The organism is Mixta sp. (assembly GCF_024610815.1).
Taxonomy (GTDB): domain Bacteria; phylum Pseudomonadota; class Gammaproteobacteria; order Enterobacterales; family Enterobacteriaceae; genus Mixta; species Mixta calida.
In genome coordinates, this window is the sequence record NZ_JANION010000105.1 from 1 (window position 1) to 16806 (window position 16806).

The window sequence follows — 16806 nt, forward strand, 5'->3', positions numbered from 1 at the left end:
TAACATAGCGCACCGGATCAAGCGCTTCGCGCGTCGGACCAGCTGTGATCATAATATTCAGATGTTGCAAATCGTTGACCGGCATTGACCAGGCGACAGCGCGATCGACAATCTCCAGCGGGTCGAGCATCCGTCCAGGCCCGACATCGCCGCACGCCTGGCTGCCGCTGTCCGGCCCCCAGAGCATGACGCCGCGTCCGGCGAGACGTTGTAGGTTTTCCTGGGTTGGAAGCGCGCGATACATCTGTTGGTTCATCGCCGGCACCACAGCCAGCGGCGCGGCGGTCGCCAGACAGAGCGTCGTCACCAGATCGTTGGCCATGCCCGCCGCTACGCGGGCGATAAGGTCTGCGGTGGCGGGCGCGAGAATCACCAGGTCGGCCCATTTGCCCAGTTCGATATGCCCCATCGCCGCTTCCGCCGCTGGGTCGAGCAGGTCGTCATAGACCGGGTAGCCGGAAACGGCCTGTAAGGTCAGCGGCGTAATAAAGGCTTTGGCGGCCTCCGTCATCACTACGCGCACTTCCGCGCCGCGATCGCGTAAACGCCGCACCAGCTCTGGCGTTTTGTACGCCGCAATACCGCCGCTTACGCCTAATACGATATGTTTCCCGGTTAATCCCATCATTTTTTACTCCTGCCCTTAATCGCCTTTGGCCATGCCAGGCGGTGACATCATCCGGCGATTTTACCACACTCTTCCCGTGGCGCCGTTTAGCATCCCGCCACCTTTGCGAGCCGTCCCGAAAAGTTAAGCACGTTTGGTAGCGTCTTTACCCTGACCGGCGCAAAGTGGCGACCTGGCAAACTAACATGCCGAGCGGAGACGAACGTGTTAAAACCTCGCGAAAAGCTGCATAAGCTGGGCGCGTCGGCGCTAAGCGACGCCGAGCTGCTGGCGATTTTTCTACGCACCGGCGCCTGCGGCAAACCGGTAATGGCGTTGGCGGATGAGCTGCTGCAGGCGTTCGGTTCGCTTTATCACTTAATGAGCGCTGATAAAAGCGCGTTCAGCGTGATAAAAGGCGTAGGCGACGCCAAGCTGGCGCAGCTGCATGCGGTGGCGGAACTGGCGCGCCGTTTTTTCAGCGCGCAGATGATGCAGGAAAACGCGCTGGAAAGCCCGCAGGTGACACGGCGTTATTTGCAAAGCGTGCTGGCTCATCAGGAGCGGGAAATCTTTATGGCCCTTTTTCTCGATAATCAGCACCGTGTATTAGAGGCGCAGCAGATGTTTTCCGGCAGCATCGCCAGCGTGGAGGTGCATCCGCGTGAAATCGTGCGCGCGGCGCTTAAGCTTAATGCGGCGGCGCTGATCCTGGCGCATAATCACCCCTCCGGCTGCGCCGAGCCGAGCGCCGCCGACCGCGATATTACCCAGCAGATCCGCCAGGCCTGCCAGCTGATGAACATTCGTCTGCTTGACCATCTGGTCATTGGAAAGGGCGAATACGTTTCTTTTGCCGAAAGAGGCTGGCTGTAAGAAGAAAAACGGCTCTTTTCTGTACAGTTTCGGCGATCCCCTGGGATCTTTATCTGTTCGGGACTTGAGCGCTGGCGCGACAAGGCGTATACTACGCCACCTTTGAGAATCTCGGGTTTGGCGTTTAGGCCTGCTCAGCGGGTTCGCATGGAACTCGCCTGGATGGGCTACAAGCCTGACGAGGCGGCCAAAACCTAATTTTTAAAGCTCGAGCTGATTTGATTTTTGGAGAATTGACATGTCACGAGTCTGCCAAGTAACTGGCAAGCGTCCGGTGACCGGTAACAACCGTTCCCACGCAATGAACGCGACGAAACGCCGTTTCCTGCCGAACCTGCACTCTCACCGTTTCTGGGTTGAGAGCGAGAAGCGTTTCGTTACTCTGCGCGTATCTGCTAAAGGTATGCGTGTAATTGACAAGAAGGGCATTGATACGGTTCTGGCCGATCTGCGTGCCCGTGGTGAGAAGTACTAAGGAACTGAATCATGGCTAAAGGTATTCGTGAGAAGATCAAGCTGGTTTCCTCTGCTGGTACAGGTCACTTCTATACCACCACGAAGAACAAACGTACTAAGCCGGAAAAACTGGAACTGAAAAAGTTCGATCCGGTTGTGCGTCAGCATGTGATGTACAAAGAAGCTAAAATTAAATAATTGCGGCTTCCATGAAAAACCCGGCTCCGGCCGGGTTTTTTGTTTTTTATGAAACCGTAAAACGTGAGGAGCTGCCATGCCTGAATTACCTGAGGTAGAAACCAGCCGTCGCGGCATTGAACCGCACCTGGTGGGAGAGACGATTCTGCACGCGGTGGTGCGTAATCCGCGCCTGCGCTGGCCCGTTTCTCAGGAGATTCACGCCCTGAGCGATCAGCCGGTGCTGAGCGTCCAGCGGCGCGCGAAATATCTGCTGCTGGAGCTGCCGAAGGGGTGGATCATCATTCATCTGGGCATGTCAGGCAGCCTGCGCGTACTGTCGGAAGAGATCCCGGCGGCGAAACACGATCATGTCGATCTGGTGATGAGCAACGGCAAAGTGCTGCGCTACACCGATCCGCGTCGTTTCGGCGCCTGGCTATGGAGCAGCGACCTGCAGGGCAGCAATGTGCTGGCGCATCTTGGGCCGGAGCCGCTTAGCGAGCAGTTTAATACGGATTATCTGTTTGAAAAATCGCGCGGCAAGCGTACCGCCGTAAAACCCTGGCTGATGGATAATAAGCTGGTGGTTGGCGTGGGCAATATCTACGCCAGCGAGTCGCTTTTCGCCGCTGGGATCCTGCCCGATCGTCCGGCGATGTCGCTGACGCATGAAGAGGCTGCGCTGTTGGTGAAAACCATCAAGGCGGTGCTGCTGCGCTCTATTGAGCAGGGCGGTACGACGCTGCGAGACTTTCTGCAAAGCGACGGCAAGCCGGGCTATTTTGCTCAGGAGCTGCAGGTGTATGGTCGCGCCGGAGAGCCCTGTCGCGCGTGCGGCGCGCCGATTGAAAGCGCGAAGCATGGACAGCGCAGCACCTTTTTTTGCCGCAGTTGCCAGAAGTAGCGATTAAATTGGCTTCGTCTATAGCCTCAGAATACGTGCCTTTCTGAGGCTGCGCTTTATGCGGACAGCTTCGCCAGCAGCGCCTGGTAAATAGGCTCAGGCAGGAAAGCTTCTACTTCTCCCCCATGGCGCGCCACCTCTTTCACCAGCGAAGAAGAAACAAAGGAATACTTTTCCGCAGGCATTAAGAACACGCTTTCCAGCGAGGGGAGCAAGTGCCGGTTCATGTGCGCCAACTGTAGCTCATACTCGAAATCTGATACCGCGCGCAGACCGCGAACCAGCACGTTCGCCTGACGATCGCGGGCGAAATTAGCCATCAGATCGCTAAAACCGACCACTTCCACATTGGCTAAATGCGCCGTCGCCTGCTGCGCCAGCGCCACGCGCTCGTTCAGGCTGAACATCGGCTTCTTACCTGGGCTGGCGGCGATAGCCAGAATCACTTCGTCAAACATCACCGCGGCGCGGCTTAAAATATCCAGATGACCGTTGGTCAGCGGATCGAAGGTGCCGGGGTAGATAGCTCTGGTACTCATGATTTGCCTCCGGTAGCTGACTGACCGAGCGCCCACAGCGCCGCGTACTTATTAAAAGTATATTGCGCATTCACCATCGCCAGTATCCAGCCCTGTCGGCCGTCAAGAAAGCCAGCGCGCAGCAGCAGCGTTTTGCAGAACGCGCCCAGCGTATGGCTGAAGATGGAGAAAACGCCGCAGCGTTTACCCTGCTGATGGCGCTGCTGCGCCCAGGCTTCGGCATAGGCGAGTTGCTTGCGCTGAAAAGCGGAGAAATCGCGACAGGTGAGGTGTTGAAGATGGCCCGGCAGCGCAATCACCTGCGCCGTGCCGGTTTCCAGCGATTCATGCACCTGATTATCGTTATAGCGGTAGGTATGCGGATAGAGACGCACCACGCGATCCGGGTACCAACCGCTGTGCCGCATAAAGCGGCCGAGAAACAGATTGAGCCGTCCCAGGCTGTAAACCTTATCCGCCTGCGGCGTGCCGTTCAGCACCTGCTCAATCGCGGCGCGAAGTTCCGGCGTGACCCGCTCGTCCGCATCGATCATCAAAATCATATCGCCGCTGGCATGCGCCTGGGCCTGCTGGCGCTGTTTGCCATAGCCCGGCCAGGAGTGAGACTGAAACACTTTCGCGCCATATCGCTGCGCAATGGAGAGCGTGGCGTCCTCACTGCCGGAATCGAGCAGAATAATCTCGTCGGCCCAGCTGACGGAGTCCAGGCAGTCGGGCAACAGCTCAGCTTCATTCCTGGCGATCATCACGACTGACAGACGTTGGCGTTCGGTCATTTAATGATTCCGTGGCGGAAGGTAAGGTTCAAGCAGCTGAAGCAGACGTTGCAACGCGCCCTGGTTCTGATGAAGCACCTCAACGGCGTGGCGGCCGTGATAGCGTCGATAGTCATCATCCACCAGCAGGTTACCGATTTCATGCACCAGCGAGGCAGTGTCCGTCACGGTAATCAGGCCGTCGGCCTGCTTCAGTTTGCTGCAGATATCTTTGAAGTTGAAGGTATGCGGGCCCATCAGCACCGGAATCGCGTGCGCGGCCGGCTCCAGCGGATTATGACCGCCGCGCTCCACCAGACTGCCGCCGACGAACGCCAGATCGGCGATGCCGTAGAGCAGCATCAGTTCGCCCATGGTATCGCCGATCACTACCTGGGTGCTGCTGGATGGAATTTCGCCGCTGCTGCGCAGCGTATAGCTGAAGCCGCTTTTCTGCGTCATTTCACGGGCGTCTTCAAAACGTTCAGGATGGCGCGGCACCAGAATCAGCAGCAGGTCGGGGAAGTGCGCCAGCAGACGGCGATGCGCCTCCAGCATAATGCTCTCTTCGCCTTCATGGGTGCTGGTGGCGATCCAGACCGGGCGGCGCGGCGCCCACTGACGACGCAGCGTTACCGCGCGCGCCGCCAGCTCAGGCGTCACGGAAATATCGAATTTCAGGCTGCCGGTGATCGCCAGCTGGGAGCGCTTCAGGCCCAGCTCGACGAAGCGCGCGCCATCCTCCTCATTCTGCGCGGCGATAAGCGTGATGCGCTGCAACAGCTGACGCATAAATTTACCCAGCTTTTTATAGCCTTTCGCCGAGCGCGCCGACAGCCGCGCGTTGGCGATAACCAGCGGCACCTGCCGATCGTGCAGCGCTTTGATGAAGTTGGGCCACAGCTCGGTTTCCATAATGATCACCAGTCTGGGATCGACCGTATTCAGAAAACGGTTAATGGCATCGGGCAGGTCGTAGGGCAGGTAGACGTGATGCACATCTTTGCCGAAAGCGGACTGGGCGCGCTCCGATCCGGTCGGCGTCATGGTGGTGACGGTGATTGGCAGCGTAGGATAGCGGTGACGTAACGCCCGCACCAGCGGCACCGCCGCCAGCGTTTCCCCAACGGAAACCGAATGCAGCAGGATTCCGCCTGGGCTTACTTTGCCGACGCAAAAACCGTAGCGTTCCGCCCAGCGCTTACGATAGGCAGGCGCTTTGCGGCCGCGCAGCCAGAGGCGCAGCCAAATCAGAGGCTGTATAAGGTAAAGCAGGGCGGTGTAAATCGTCGTCATACCGATCTTTACGACACTTATGCGTCAAACCTAAGCAAAATATGCGGAATGCGGCATGTTAGCAGATAACTCTCCTGCACTCATCTATCTTCCGCCGCGCCTGAAAGTAGCTGTTGATAAAGGGAATGTAACTCCGCGCCCAGCCGCTGCGGGGTATAAGGCATAATTCTGGCGCGCGCCGCCTCGCCCATCGACGACTCCTGCACTTTAGCGGGAATGTTCTGCACTGCTTCATGCAACGCCTTGATATCCAGCGCATCGCAGACAAACCCCTGCTGCCCCTCCACAATAAATTCCGCGCCGCCGCAGCCGGTGCTGGTGATCACCGGCAGGCCGCAAGCCATCGCCTCCAGCACCACGTTGGGGAAGGGATCGTATAGCGTTGGCAGAATTAAGCCGTCGGCGGCGTGATAAAACGGCTGCACATCCTGCTGTACGCCCACGAAACGTAGACGATCGAGGCAGTTAAGCTGATTGGCCAGCTGCTGATAACGCGACTGATGTTTATCCTGACCCACCACGATCAGATAGCGATCGCTATTAGCGATCGCCTGAATCGCCGCCTTCAGACCTTTACGCTCAAAGCCTGAACCGACGTAAATCAGCGCGACCGCCTGCTCCGGTATCGCGAGCTGCCGCCGCGTCGCATGGCGCGTGGCTTCTGTCGCTGGCTGGAAGCGTTGTGAATCGATAGCGTTATAGATCACGGTGATGCGATCATCCGCCAGATTGAAGCAGCGGATAATATCCTGCTTCACCATCTCCGAATTACAGATCACTTTCTTTAGCGCGGCGGAGTGAAACATCTCCTCTTCCGCCCGCAGTACATAGCGATGCCAGGGGCTGAGCGAGGCGCTGAGACGCTGCATCGGTGAAACGATGCGCGCGCGTTGCTCCAGCCAGACGCGATGTACGCCGTCGCCGGCGCGAAAAATATCGCAGCCGGCGATGCGTTCATGGCTCTGAACGATGTCGAATTTCTCGCGCTCCCAGCAGGCGCGCGCCGCCGCGGCAAACCCGCGCTCGCGCGACACGCGGCTCCATTTTGGCGGGTTGCAGATATGCAGATGCCAGTCTGGTTTCGGCGTGCCCTGCCAGCTGCGGGTGATGATATTCAGATCGAGCCGCTCGTTGTTCAGCGCTTCCAGCGCGCGTGAAATAAAGCGCTCGGCCCCGCCGTCGGGACGGTATTTTTGGCGCACAATCGCCAGGCGGATATTACGCATCCAGATAACTCCTCGCGGCGGCGGCCACATCGTCAACCGGGATGGCGCTTAAATAGCGCTGCTCGGTTTTCGTATCGATAGAATCGGGCGTCGGCAGCGGGCCGTAATCGCCTGCCCAAATGACCCGGTTACGGGCGCCCCACGGACGCCACTGCTGTAGTTTGGTCGGGCCGAACAGCGCCACGCAGGGCGTTTGCAGCGCCGCTGCCATATGCATCGGCGCCGAGTCGACGCCGATAAACAGCCGCGCATGATCGATAAGCGCCGCCAGCTGCGTCAGGCTGAGCTGCCCGGCAATAGTGGCAACCTGCGGGTTACTACAGAGCGAAAGAATATGCTCAATCATCGCCAGCTCTTTACGGTCCGGGGCGGCGGTTAGCACGATATGCTGGCCGGGCTGATTAAGCCGATCGATTAAGGCGGCGACCTTATCGTCGTCCCAGCATTTAAATGTCCAGCGCGAGGTGGGCTGAATCACAATATAAGGGCCGGTAACGCCTTGCTTCTGAAGCTGTTGTTCGGCGGCCAGCCAGTCTTCATTCGCGTAATACATCGTAACGGGCGCATTCTCCATCGGCACATCAAGCGGCGAGAGCGCCAGCAGATTTTGTTCGACGGTATGCAGCTGACTAAAATTCGCCGTTGAAACCAGGTGATTATGGCAGGCGCGCCAGAAATGGCTGTCGCGCTTGTTATAGGCGAAACCGATGCGCTCCGGCGCGCCGGTAAGTTTAGTTATCAGCGCGCTGCGCCACTGATCGGCCAGATTAATCACCAGGTCGTAATGACTGTCCCGAATGGCGTTCACCAGCGCCAGCTCATGCTTTAGCTGACGCCAGACGCCCTGCTTTTTCCATTTCCGATCGATCAGATGCAGCCGACGAATCGCGGGATGCGCCTGTAACATCGGACGCGTTTCCTGATAGAGCAACACATCGATCGCGGCGCCGGGATAGCGCTGATGCAGCGCATTGATAACCGGCGTGGTCAACAACATATCGCCGTGATGACGTAGTTTGATCACCAGAATATTGCGTGGTGTAAAAGATGCAGGGATCTGACTTGCCATACAAAACCTGTCTCAGAAAGAAGTGAGCCGATTTTAGGTCAAAGCCGCCAGGGGGAAAAGCGTCGCATGCCGCTTCTTCCCCGGCTTTGCCCGGTTAGCGCTGACGCCAGCGGTAAAGGCGGCTCAGCCAAAGCAGCAGCTGATACCACTGTTTCACGCCGCGCGCGTTGCGCAGCATACGACGATGGGTTTGCGTCGAGAAGATATCGGCGATAATTGCCTGACGCGCATCGGCTTCCGGCTCGCGCCGCACCGCATGACAGACGCTAAGCGCCTCGTGCGTAATCTGATAGTGAAACTGCGGATAGATTTTCACTTTGCCGCGGTAGCGCTGATTTATCTCTTCCAGCATCCGCGCAATTTTCAGGTAGTGACGCTGATACTCTACGTTGCGCTGCCCGGTGCGTTTACGGTTGCTGATCGATTGATCGTGAACGTGATAGCGATAGAGCGGGGTGTCGGTGTAGCGCACCCGGCGCGCGTTCAGCATAAATTCGGTGGTCCAGGGAATATCCTGATGATGCAGGCCCGGTTCAAACATCAGTTCGTGAGATTTGATCACGGATAAACGGTAAATGCCCATCCAGACGACATGCAGATAGCGCCGGGTCGCCAGCGCCTTGCTCAGCCAGGCGGCGCCGTCCAGCACGCCGGTTGAGGTCAGCCTGTCGTGCGGGATCAGCGTTCTGACGCGCTGGCTGCCGGTATAAAAACATTCCGCGTTGCACTGGGCCGCATCGAGATCGTCCTGTTCCGCCATCCCGACCAGCGTCTGATAGATCTCAGGCGACAGCGTATCGTCGGCGTCCGGGAAGGTGACATATTTGCCGCGCGCGACCGTCAGGCCTGCATTGCGCGCCCGTGAAACGCCGCCGTTCTGCTGGTTGATGACGCTGATATGCGCGTAACGCGCGGCATAGTCCGCCGCGCGCTCGGCGCTGCCGTCCGTCGAGCCATCGTTAACGATAATGACTTCAAGATCGGTAAAAGTTTGCGCCAGAAGCGACGCCATAAACGTATCGAACATACTGCCGGCGTTATACATCGGAATGATAACGCTCAGTAAAGGAGAAGCGGTGTCAGCGTGTTGTGTCATGTTAATGGGGCTTGGTTTGGCGCAGCCGTTCCGGCTGGCGTGCGGCAATAAAATCGTGAATATCGTCGAGTTTGCGGCTATCCAGTGCGTAAAGCTGCTCTGCGGGATGATGGAACTGATAAAGCGCGGCGAATACAAACGATGAAGGCGCAATATGGTCCGGTCCAATCAACAGCACATCACCTAGAGGCCGTTGTTCTTCAACACAGCAGGGGCCGTAAATTAAAATAACCGGTACGCCGACAGCGTCGGCGATATAAACGTTGCCGGAATCGGAAGCAACGTAAAAATCCATCATGCTGATAGCATGCGGCAAGCCTTCCAGCGGAATGTTGCCAATCATACTGATAATATTTTCACGTTCCCCTGTGAGTTTATACAGATCCTGCAAGCGATCCATTTCCGAAGGCGCGCCAAATACATAAAACAGACAGGGCAGGTCGGCCAGCCGATCAAACAGATCTTTCCAGATGGCTGGGGGAATGGTTTTCGCCTGATTACCTGCGGAGATGCTTAAACCGATCTTAATCCCATCCTGGCGTTGTAGTGCGGCGGGAACGGGGGCCAGGGGATAAAGCGGACGGGTGGCGTGCTTTGGGTAACTCTCTTTGGTCAGCTGCGGATCCGCCAGCTTGAGGTAATTTTCCAGCGTCAGTGTATTCTTCTCATGCTGCACAACGCCGCTGGCCGTCCAGTAGAACAGCGCCTGATACCACTTGCGGCGGTAGTTGGAAAGGAACTGCTTATTGCTGGCGTTACAGCAGGCCGCATAGAACAAATTGACGTTATTAGGATGCAGTAGGTAGACGTTGTCGTAGCGGTTCATCAGCTGCAGCGCAAGACGAATTTTCGCCAGCAGGCCGGATTTATAATCTTCGATATACCAGATGTGTTGCAGCGTATCGTCATGCCGTGCCAGCGGCGCGACGGTACGGCTCAGCAGCGCATCGCTGCGTTGCAAATGCGCCAGCAGCGGCGTGATATTAATAAAATCGCCGATCTTGGCGGTCTGGATCACCAGGTTGCGCCCTTCCTTCTTACGGAAAAGCTTTCTTACCCACTTTAGCGGCAGTAGTAAGATAAAAATAAAAATATAGTTCACACCGTTTCCTCAGCGGTCTGGCAACGGGGCAAAGCATAACCATCCCCTGCAAAAAGTATTATTCCATTGTTGCGCATGGTAATCAGCGCTCAATCAACGCGAGGTAGCGCTGACAGATGGCCTCAATATGGTAGGCCGAAAGATCGAGCTGATGAAGTTCGGGGGGCTGATGATAAATGTCCTTTATTTTTTCCGCCAGTGATTCACTGGACATTTCCGCCAGTCCGCGCGCCAGTTCACCTTGTAGAATCGTTTCCGGGCCGCCGGGACAGCGAGTGCTGACCACCGGCGTCTGGCAGAACAATGCTTCAACCAGTACGTTCCCAAAGCCTTCGCTGTCTGAGCTGACGATCAGCATACGTGCATGGTTTATCCATGCATAGGGATTATGGGTAAAACCTTTGAAAATTACGCGGTCGGCAATGCCCAGTTCGTCAGCTAACGCTTTCAGCGCGGCGATACGCGCGGCATCGCCCTGGCCTATCAGCACCAGCGGCGCTTGCAATCCGCTGCGTGCATAGGCCTGGAGCAGGCGATCGTGGCGCTTGGTTGGATGGAAACGGCCTACGTGCAACAGATAGTCCTGACCAGACAGCTCACACGCTTCGCTGGCCTGCTGTAAAATCAGTTCAGCGTCGAACGGATTGAAGATGACCGCTTCGCGCGCCGGCTGGATGCTGTAGTGCTGCTTCAAATCGTCAATAACGAACTGCGACACCCCGATAACGTTGCGATTTTGGTAAACCCGGCGGGTTTTTTGAATCTTCAGCCAGCGGGAAAAGCCTTTGCGTCGCGCCAGATAAGACGCGGAGAAAACGCCGTGCAGGCAGTACCAGGTTTTTGCCGGGTCGAGATGTCGACAGCGACTCACGATTCGGTCCGTTTTATGCAGATGGGAAATGATTAAATCAAACGCGCCGCTCTGCTGCTCGGCTTTGATAATGGCGCGATCCAACTGACACGCGCGACGCTGTAGCTCTGTGAGCTTACGCCACGGTTTGCGGCAGCGATCCTGAAGCACCTGATAGTCCAGCCCTGCCGGAAGTGGGTAATCGCATACGCTGCGTAATGAGAACAGCGAAACGCGATGCCCCAGCGACAACAGCCCCTTCGCCAGCGTCAGCACTACCTTTTCTGCGCCGCCTCCAGGTAAGCCATCAATGATCATCAAGATACGCCTGGACAATGTTTAAATCCTTATGTGTGCAGCAAGGCCACTGGCAAAAGTGTAAAAGCTATTTTGTTGGGAATTAAGTTTTTTATCGCTTTTAATATCGATAAGGCTGTGTGCCGGACCTTTCCTTTTTCATCGGCGTCGCGCTTCACGACATCCGGTAAACGAAACGGGCAACGCCTGTATAAGAGCTTAATCAAGCGAAGCTTAGTTTGCCATGAAAAGTAAAAGAAGGAGATTTATCGGAATGAAATTATTTTGCCCTTAAGAAAGCGCCTGCGTAACATACCGGCGACATCCAGTGGAGCGTTGGAAAGAAGATGAATAAACCGGCTTTTCTCATCACAATTGATACTGAAGGCGACAATCTGTGGCGCAATCGCCGTACCATCACTACCCGCAATACGCTTTTTTTGCCGCGTTTTCAGGCGCTCTGTGAAAAATATGGCTTTAAACCGACCTGGTTGACTAACTATGAGATGGCCAGCGATCCTGCCTATGTCGAGTTCGCTCGAGATGTTATTGCACGCGGTCAGGGGGAGGTTGGCATGCATCTGCACGCCTGGAACAGCCCGCCGGAAGCGCCGCTGACGGATGATGACTGGCGCTGGCAGCCTTATCTGATTGAATACCCAGATAATCTGCTGCGTGAAAAAGTTAAATTTATGACCGATCTCCTGGAGGAAACCTTCCAGACGAAAATGCTGAGCCATCGTGCCGGACGCTGGGCCTTTGATGAGCGTTACGCGACGGTGCTGCGCGAGCTGGGCTATCAGGTCGATTGCTCGGTGACGCCGCGGGTAAGCTGGCGCAATTCGCCTGGCGCGCCGCAGGGAAAGGGCGGAACAGACTATACGCATTTCCCGCATCACGCCTATTTTCTTGATCCAAAAGATATCTCGCGCAGCGGCGATTCGGGATTGCTGGAAGTACCGATGAGCATTCAGTACAAGCACACCGCATTGATGAATCGCCTGAAGCAGGGCTACGATCGCCTGCGCGGTAAAAAACGCGGGCCTTCCGTTCACTGGCTACGGCCTTCAGGCGGCAACCTGGCTGCGATGAAGCGCGTGGCGGAGATGAGCCTGGCGGAAGGCAATGATTATGTCGAGTTTATGCTTCACTCCTCAGAATTTATGCCGGACGGCAGCCCGACCTTTAAAAACGAAGCGGATATTGAAAGACTGTACCAGGATTTAGAGGCGCTGTTTAGCTGGCTGCAAACACGTACGCAGGGCATGACGCTGGCGGAATATTATCAATACTTTCAGGCACGATAAAAATGAACAGGGATATCTCTTACCCAGGCTGGATGAATAGCGCGCTGATCAAAACTCATTGGCGCAACGCGCTTTATCTTTTAGCGCTGACGGCGGTATTGCTGGCCGTTATGTTTACCTTTATCCATGAAAAGACGGCGAAGGTTGCTTTTTACTGGGCTTTTTATTTTTCCCTTTTAGGGATTATTACCCACTTGCGTCCTGTTAATCGTCGCCATTTTTGGCTGGCAGGATGGTTGGCGTTACTGGGCTGTAGTAAAGTCGTTTGGTTTTACTGGGATTATCTGGGACAACCCCATTTTGACCCTTATAATGATTATCTGAACGCGGGTAAACGTCTGCTAATCGCGGCCGTAATCGGTTATTACCTGTTTAGTCAGCAGGAAAGATTGCCTCAGCTAACTCGCCGTATGGTTGAATGGGGATTGATTGTCGCGTTTGTCGGCGCAACGGTCTACGGTTTTTACCAATATACAAATGGTGCCCGGCGCGTTGAGTTTGCGCTCGATCGCGCTACGCTTTCCGCCTATGGTTATGCGATGTTGGCTGCGGCAACGCTGTTTATGCTGGCAGCAAAAAGACATAGCGCCAGCCAGCTGTTGTTATGCCTTGGCGTATTTGTCATCGCCTGGTTTATTATCATCCAGACGGGCACTCGCAATATGATCGCCGCGTTTCCCTTAATTATCTTTTTCGTTGGGCTGCTACGCTTTCGTCATTTAGGCTGGAAAGCTGCGCTGGGCATTTTAACCGCTATCGTTTTATTAATCGCCGCGTGCTATAAACCGATGATTAAGCCCAGAATCGATGCTTCAATGGCGGAGCTCACGCGATATGAACAGGCGGAGGGGAATAAAAGCGGTTCGTTGACCAGCCGGCTGGCGATGTGGAATATTGGCGCCGCCTGCTTCGCAGCGAATCCGTTGGGAATGAATATGGAGCAGCGAACGGCTTGGTTTAAGCATTATGTGAAGGAAAACCACCGTGACGCCAGCGCCTTAGAGTTTGTTTCGATTCATTTGCACAATGAATTGCTCGACAGCGCAACGCTACAGGGCATTCCAGGAATGGTGATCGTGTTGGCATTTTATTTAGCGCTAATACTCAGAGCGCTGCGTAAAAATAATGCGTTGCTGCTTTCCGTTATTCTGGTGACCGTGGTAAGCGGCCTGACAGACGTGTTATTTATCAGCCGTGAAATCACTATCTGTATTTCGCTTCTGCTGATCTTATGTGTGATGTGGAAAAGCCCTGTCGCGGCGTCTTCGCCTCAGCCATAATAGTTTACAGGCGGCTAGTTTAGCCGCCTTAGCTTCAGCATCTTACGTTTATAGCTGACCCGTATCTTCCCATTAAGCAGGAATGCCCACAGGCTCTGCTGGTGGATACGCTTTTTAACCTGTTCCCATACCCCCTGCTTTTTCAGTTCGGTGCTATGCCGATTAACGATATCCAGCCAGTGGCAGGTAATCAGAGTCTGAAAACGTGTCGGCAATACCTCATCCATATGCTGTGTCGCAGCCAGCAAGCAGACAATTTTTTCGGGCTGCATAGTGGTTGAGAGACTGGCAGCATGCTTTCTGTAGAGATAAAAGCCGCAGGTTGAATAAAGGATTTTTTCGCTTTTGGTCAGCAGTAACGGAAAAAGCCAGGCATCCTCGTAGCAGATGAAAGAGGGGAAGGGGTTTTCCTGCAGCAAATGGCGACGGAAGTATTGACCGATAAAATGCGCCTGGAAATCACGATGGATCAAAAAACGCGTAATCGCCTCATCCCGCGCTAAAACGACAGGCGTTCCAGCATGCCAGGGGGGGACAGGGTTCATATCAGCGCTGCGTTTTTCGATAATTTTGCTTAAATAGATATCCGGTCTCTGTGCTTCCAGCTGAGGCAGATGATCGGCTATAGCGCCAGGTAACACTTTGTCATCGCCATCGACCATTAAAATATAATCCCCCCGCGCCTGCGCAACGGCGTGGTTGCGAACCTGACCAATATTGCGCAGCCAGGTTTGTTGATGTCGGGTCTGGGGATAAACGGCGGCGAAACGCTCAATAATCGCCTGCGTATCATCTTCTGAAGCATCGTTAACAAGAATGATCTCGCAGCTGGATAATGTGTTACCTGCCGAGGCGACGATGCTGTCGAGCGTATCCTGTAACCAGGTTGCGCAGTTATGAGCGGTAACAATAATACTCAGACGAGGCGGCATCATTATTACGCTTCCGTGCTTAATAATAGCTGTAACACAGCATTGACCTGAGCTGCGCTGATGGTTGCCATATCACCCTTTTCCGACGCGCGCAGCGCCTGCTGATTCAACCCATAGCCGCCAATCAAACCGGGATCGGTTGGGCCGTAAAGCGTAATGTTTGGCCGGTCGAGCGCTGCGGTCAGGTGGCTCAGGCCGGTATCCACTGAGACTACTGCTTTCGCGCCCGCCAGCGTTTGGGCGACCTGCTCCAGCGTCAGTTTTGGCAGGACATCAACGTGAGTGAAACCGGCCGCCAAACGCTGGGCGCGCTGATGCTCATGTTCTGCGCCCCAGGGAAGTTTAATGCGCAGGCCGCCAGGTTCAAGCAGCGAAATCAGCTCGCGCCAGTGACTTTCCGGCCAGTGCTTGTTGTCGCGCGTCGTGGCATGCAGGAAAACGAGGTAGCGACCGGCGTCCGCAGGCGGACGGGCGAGAAAATGCGACGCGATGGCGTAATCGCCCTGCGTTTGCGGCTTCTGATAGCCCAGGCTTTTGGCAAACAGCTCACGGGTACGTTCTACCGCATGTTGCTGTTTATTGATCTCATGACGTTTGTCATACCACCAGCTGGCGAACGGCTCGCGCGCGCTGCGGCTATCCTGACCATGTTTAACGCCCTTAGCCAGGCGTGTCACCAGCGCGGCGCTTTTAATCAGCCCCTGCGCGTCGATCACCACATCATATTCACGTGACTGCAAAGCCTGTTTGAAACGCAGACGCTCTTCACGCTGCTGACTGCCAAACCAGTGCTTGCGCCAGCGACGAATCGCCACCGGCAGAACGCGATCCACCGCCGGATGCCACGACGGGATTTGCGCAAAGTTTTCTTCAACCACCCAGTCGAAGCGAATCGTGGGGATCGCGCGCATTGCGTCGGTTAAAGCCGGCAGTGTATGAAGGACATCGCCCATGGAGGACGTTTTTACGATCAATACCTTCATATATGCTCCCGCTGGCCCAGCAGGGCGTGCAGTTCTTCCATTACGCGCGTTGGCTGAATATCGATCAGGCTTTGATGATAACCCTGCTCCGCATCCCCTTTACGCACTTTATGGTAGCCGGTAATCAGGCGAATAACGCGCGCACGCTGTGACAGCGGCGGGGTGAAGTCAGGACTGCTGGGGCCGTAAAGCGCGACCAGCGGCCGATCGAGCGCGGCAGCGATATGCATCAGGCCGGAATCGTTGGTGACTACCGCGTCGCAGTGCGCTAACAGAATCACCGCCTGTTCCAGTTGGGTTTCGCCCGCCAGATTGCGGCAGTGGAGGCGGTCCGTCTCGCTCAGCGTCTGGCGAATTTCTTCGCCGGTAGCATGATCTTTAGCGGAGCCAAACAGCACCACCTGATAACCCGCCGCGATCAACTGCTGCGCCAGCGTCGCATAGTGATAGTGCGGCCAGCGCTTGGCCGGGCCGAACTCCGCACCGGGACAGAAGCCGATAAGCGGTCGGTCGGCGGTCAGCGCGAACTGCGCAGCGGTATCGATTTTTTCCTGTTCCTCAACCTGCAAACGTGGCCACAGTAAGGGTTGCGGCAGATCGCGCGCGCTGCGGATGCGCGTTTTGTCGTATGCCAGCGCCACATAGCGCTCGACCATCAGGGGAAACGCGGGTTTATCCAGCACGCGCAGATCGTTCAGCAGGCCGTAGCGCATCTCGCCGCGCCAGCCGGTACGCAGTGGAATGCCAGCAAAGAAGGGTACCAGCGCCGATTTAAACGAGCCGGGCAATACCCAGGCCCGCTGATAGTTTTTCTGACGCAGCGCTTTTCCCAGGCGATAACGTTCGCCCAATGCCAGCGCGCCGTGTCCCAGCGGCATCGCCAGCGCTTCGTTGACTTCCGGCATGCGCGACAACAGAGGGCGGCACCAGGCTGGTGCCATCACATCAATCACGGCATCAGGATGCTCGGCCTTCAGCGTGCGATAGAGACTTTGCGACATCATCATATCGCCGACCCAGGAAGGGCCGATTACCAGTATCTTCATGCCGG

General features: G+C 55.8%; 18 protein-coding genes. 6 read left to right on the forward strand and 12 right to left on the reverse strand.

The window, feature by feature from the left end; genetic code table 11:
* The coding region (gene coaBC, locus MYY08_RS07015) for a bifunctional phosphopantothenoylcysteine decarboxylase/phosphopantothenate--cysteine ligase CoaBC (protein WP_288013857.1) at positions 1-628 on the reverse strand (628 nt) is incomplete at its 3' end.
* 204 nt (positions 629-832) lie between these two features.
* Between coaBC and radC the strand changes: the two genes are divergently transcribed.
* The 4 genes from radC (at position 833) to mutM (ending at position 3023) form a co-directional block, all read left to right on the forward strand.
* Positions 833-1483: a RadC family protein gene (gene radC / locus MYY08_RS07020; protein ID WP_038629145.1), complete on the forward strand. Its 651-nt coding sequence runs from the start codon at positions 833-835 to the stop codon at positions 1481-1483.
* A gap of 238 nt (positions 1484-1721) precedes the next feature.
* A complete protein-coding gene (gene rpmB / locus MYY08_RS07025) occupies positions 1722-1958 on the forward strand; it encodes a 50S ribosomal protein L28 (RefSeq protein WP_038629143.1) in 237 nt (78 codons plus the stop codon).
* Between the two features lie 11 nt (positions 1959-1969).
* Positions 1970-2137 (forward strand): 50S ribosomal protein L33, encoded by a 168-nt coding sequence (rpmG, locus tag MYY08_RS07030; RefSeq protein WP_013094893.1) that lies wholly within the window; start codon positions 1970-1972, stop codon positions 2135-2137.
* Between the two features lie 76 nt (positions 2138-2213).
* Positions 2214-3023 (forward strand): bifunctional DNA-formamidopyrimidine glycosylase/DNA-(apurinic or apyrimidinic site) lyase, encoded by an 810-nt coding sequence (gene mutM / locus MYY08_RS07035; RefSeq protein WP_038629136.1) that lies wholly within the window; start codon positions 2214-2216, stop codon positions 3021-3023.
* 56 nt (positions 3024-3079) lie between these two features.
* On the opposite strand, the gene coaD is transcribed toward mutM, so the two are convergent.
* From coaD to MYY08_RS07075, 8 genes are all read right to left on the reverse strand, one after another.
* Positions 3080-3562, reverse strand: coding sequence for a pantetheine-phosphate adenylyltransferase (gene coaD / locus MYY08_RS07040; protein ID WP_038629134.1), 483 nt, complete (start codon positions 3560-3562; stop codon positions 3080-3082).
* The gene (locus MYY08_RS07045; protein WP_038629131.1) at positions 3559-4338 is read right to left on the reverse strand and encodes a glycosyltransferase family 2 protein; all 780 of its coding nucleotides are present in this window, start codon (positions 4336-4338) and stop codon (positions 3559-3561) included. The genes coaD and MYY08_RS07045 overlap by 4 nt, the downstream gene beginning before the upstream one ends.
* Positions 4339-5613, reverse strand: coding sequence for a lipid IV(A) 3-deoxy-D-manno-octulosonic acid transferase (gene waaA, locus MYY08_RS07050; protein WP_038629129.1), 1275 nt, complete (start codon positions 5611-5613; stop codon positions 4339-4341).
* Positions 5614-5693: 80 nt separating this feature from the next.
* Positions 5694-6839 (reverse strand): glycosyltransferase family 4 protein, encoded by a 1146-nt coding sequence (locus MYY08_RS07055; protein WP_038629127.1) that lies wholly within the window; start codon positions 6837-6839, stop codon positions 5694-5696.
* Complete coding sequence (gene rfaQ, locus MYY08_RS07060; protein ID WP_038629125.1) at positions 6832-7908, reverse strand: putative lipopolysaccharide heptosyltransferase III; 1077 nt, start codon at positions 7906-7908, stop codon at positions 6832-6834. Before rfaQ ends, MYY08_RS07055 begins: the two co-directional genes overlap by 8 nt.
* 94 nt (positions 7909-8002) lie before the next feature.
* Positions 8003-9004, reverse strand: coding sequence for a glycosyltransferase (locus MYY08_RS07065; protein ID WP_071883721.1), 1002 nt, complete (start codon positions 9002-9004; stop codon positions 8003-8005).
* A 1-nt stretch (position 9005) separates the two neighbouring features.
* A complete protein-coding gene (locus tag MYY08_RS07070; protein ID WP_038629123.1) occupies positions 9006-10106 on the reverse strand; it encodes a glycosyltransferase family 9 protein in 1101 nt (366 codons plus the stop codon).
* 82 nt (positions 10107-10188) lie between these two features.
* Entirely contained in the window at positions 10189-11274 is a 1086-nt protein-coding gene (locus tag MYY08_RS07075; RefSeq protein ID WP_084969895.1) for a glycosyltransferase, read from the reverse strand.
* A gap of 326 nt (positions 11275-11600) precedes the next feature.
* On the opposite strand from MYY08_RS07075, the gene MYY08_RS07080 reads away from it, so the two are divergent.
* Both MYY08_RS07080 and MYY08_RS07085 read left to right on the forward strand, forming a co-directional pair.
* On the forward strand, positions 11601-12560 hold the full coding sequence (locus MYY08_RS07080) for a polysaccharide deacetylase family protein (protein WP_038629120.1): 960 nt from the start codon (positions 11601-11603) through the stop codon (positions 12558-12560).
* A gap of 2 nt (positions 12561-12562) precedes the next feature.
* Complete coding sequence (locus tag MYY08_RS07085; RefSeq protein WP_288013858.1) at positions 12563-13840, forward strand: O-antigen ligase family protein; 1278 nt, start codon at positions 12563-12565, stop codon at positions 13838-13840.
* Positions 13841-13854: 14 nt separating this feature from the next.
* Here the strand turns inward: MYY08_RS07085 and MYY08_RS07090 are convergent, their stop codons facing one another.
* From MYY08_RS07090 to rfaF, 3 genes are read right to left on the reverse strand one after another with little or no spacing between them, the layout of a single operon-like run.
* Entirely contained in the window at positions 13855-14775 is a 921-nt protein-coding gene (locus MYY08_RS07090) for a glycosyltransferase family 2 protein (protein ID WP_190296284.1), read from the reverse strand.
* Between the two features lie 2 nt (positions 14776-14777).
* Positions 14778-15755: a lipopolysaccharide heptosyltransferase RfaC gene (gene rfaC / locus MYY08_RS07095; protein ID WP_038629115.1), complete on the reverse strand. Its 978-nt coding sequence runs from the start codon at positions 15753-15755 to the stop codon at positions 14778-14780.
* Positions 15752-16801, reverse strand: a complete 1050-nt coding sequence (gene rfaF, locus MYY08_RS07100) for an ADP-heptose--LPS heptosyltransferase RfaF (RefSeq protein ID WP_038629113.1) — start codon at positions 16799-16801, stop codon at positions 15752-15754. The genes rfaC and rfaF overlap by 4 nt, the downstream gene beginning before the upstream one ends.
* Positions 16802-16806 lie beyond the last annotated feature (5 nt).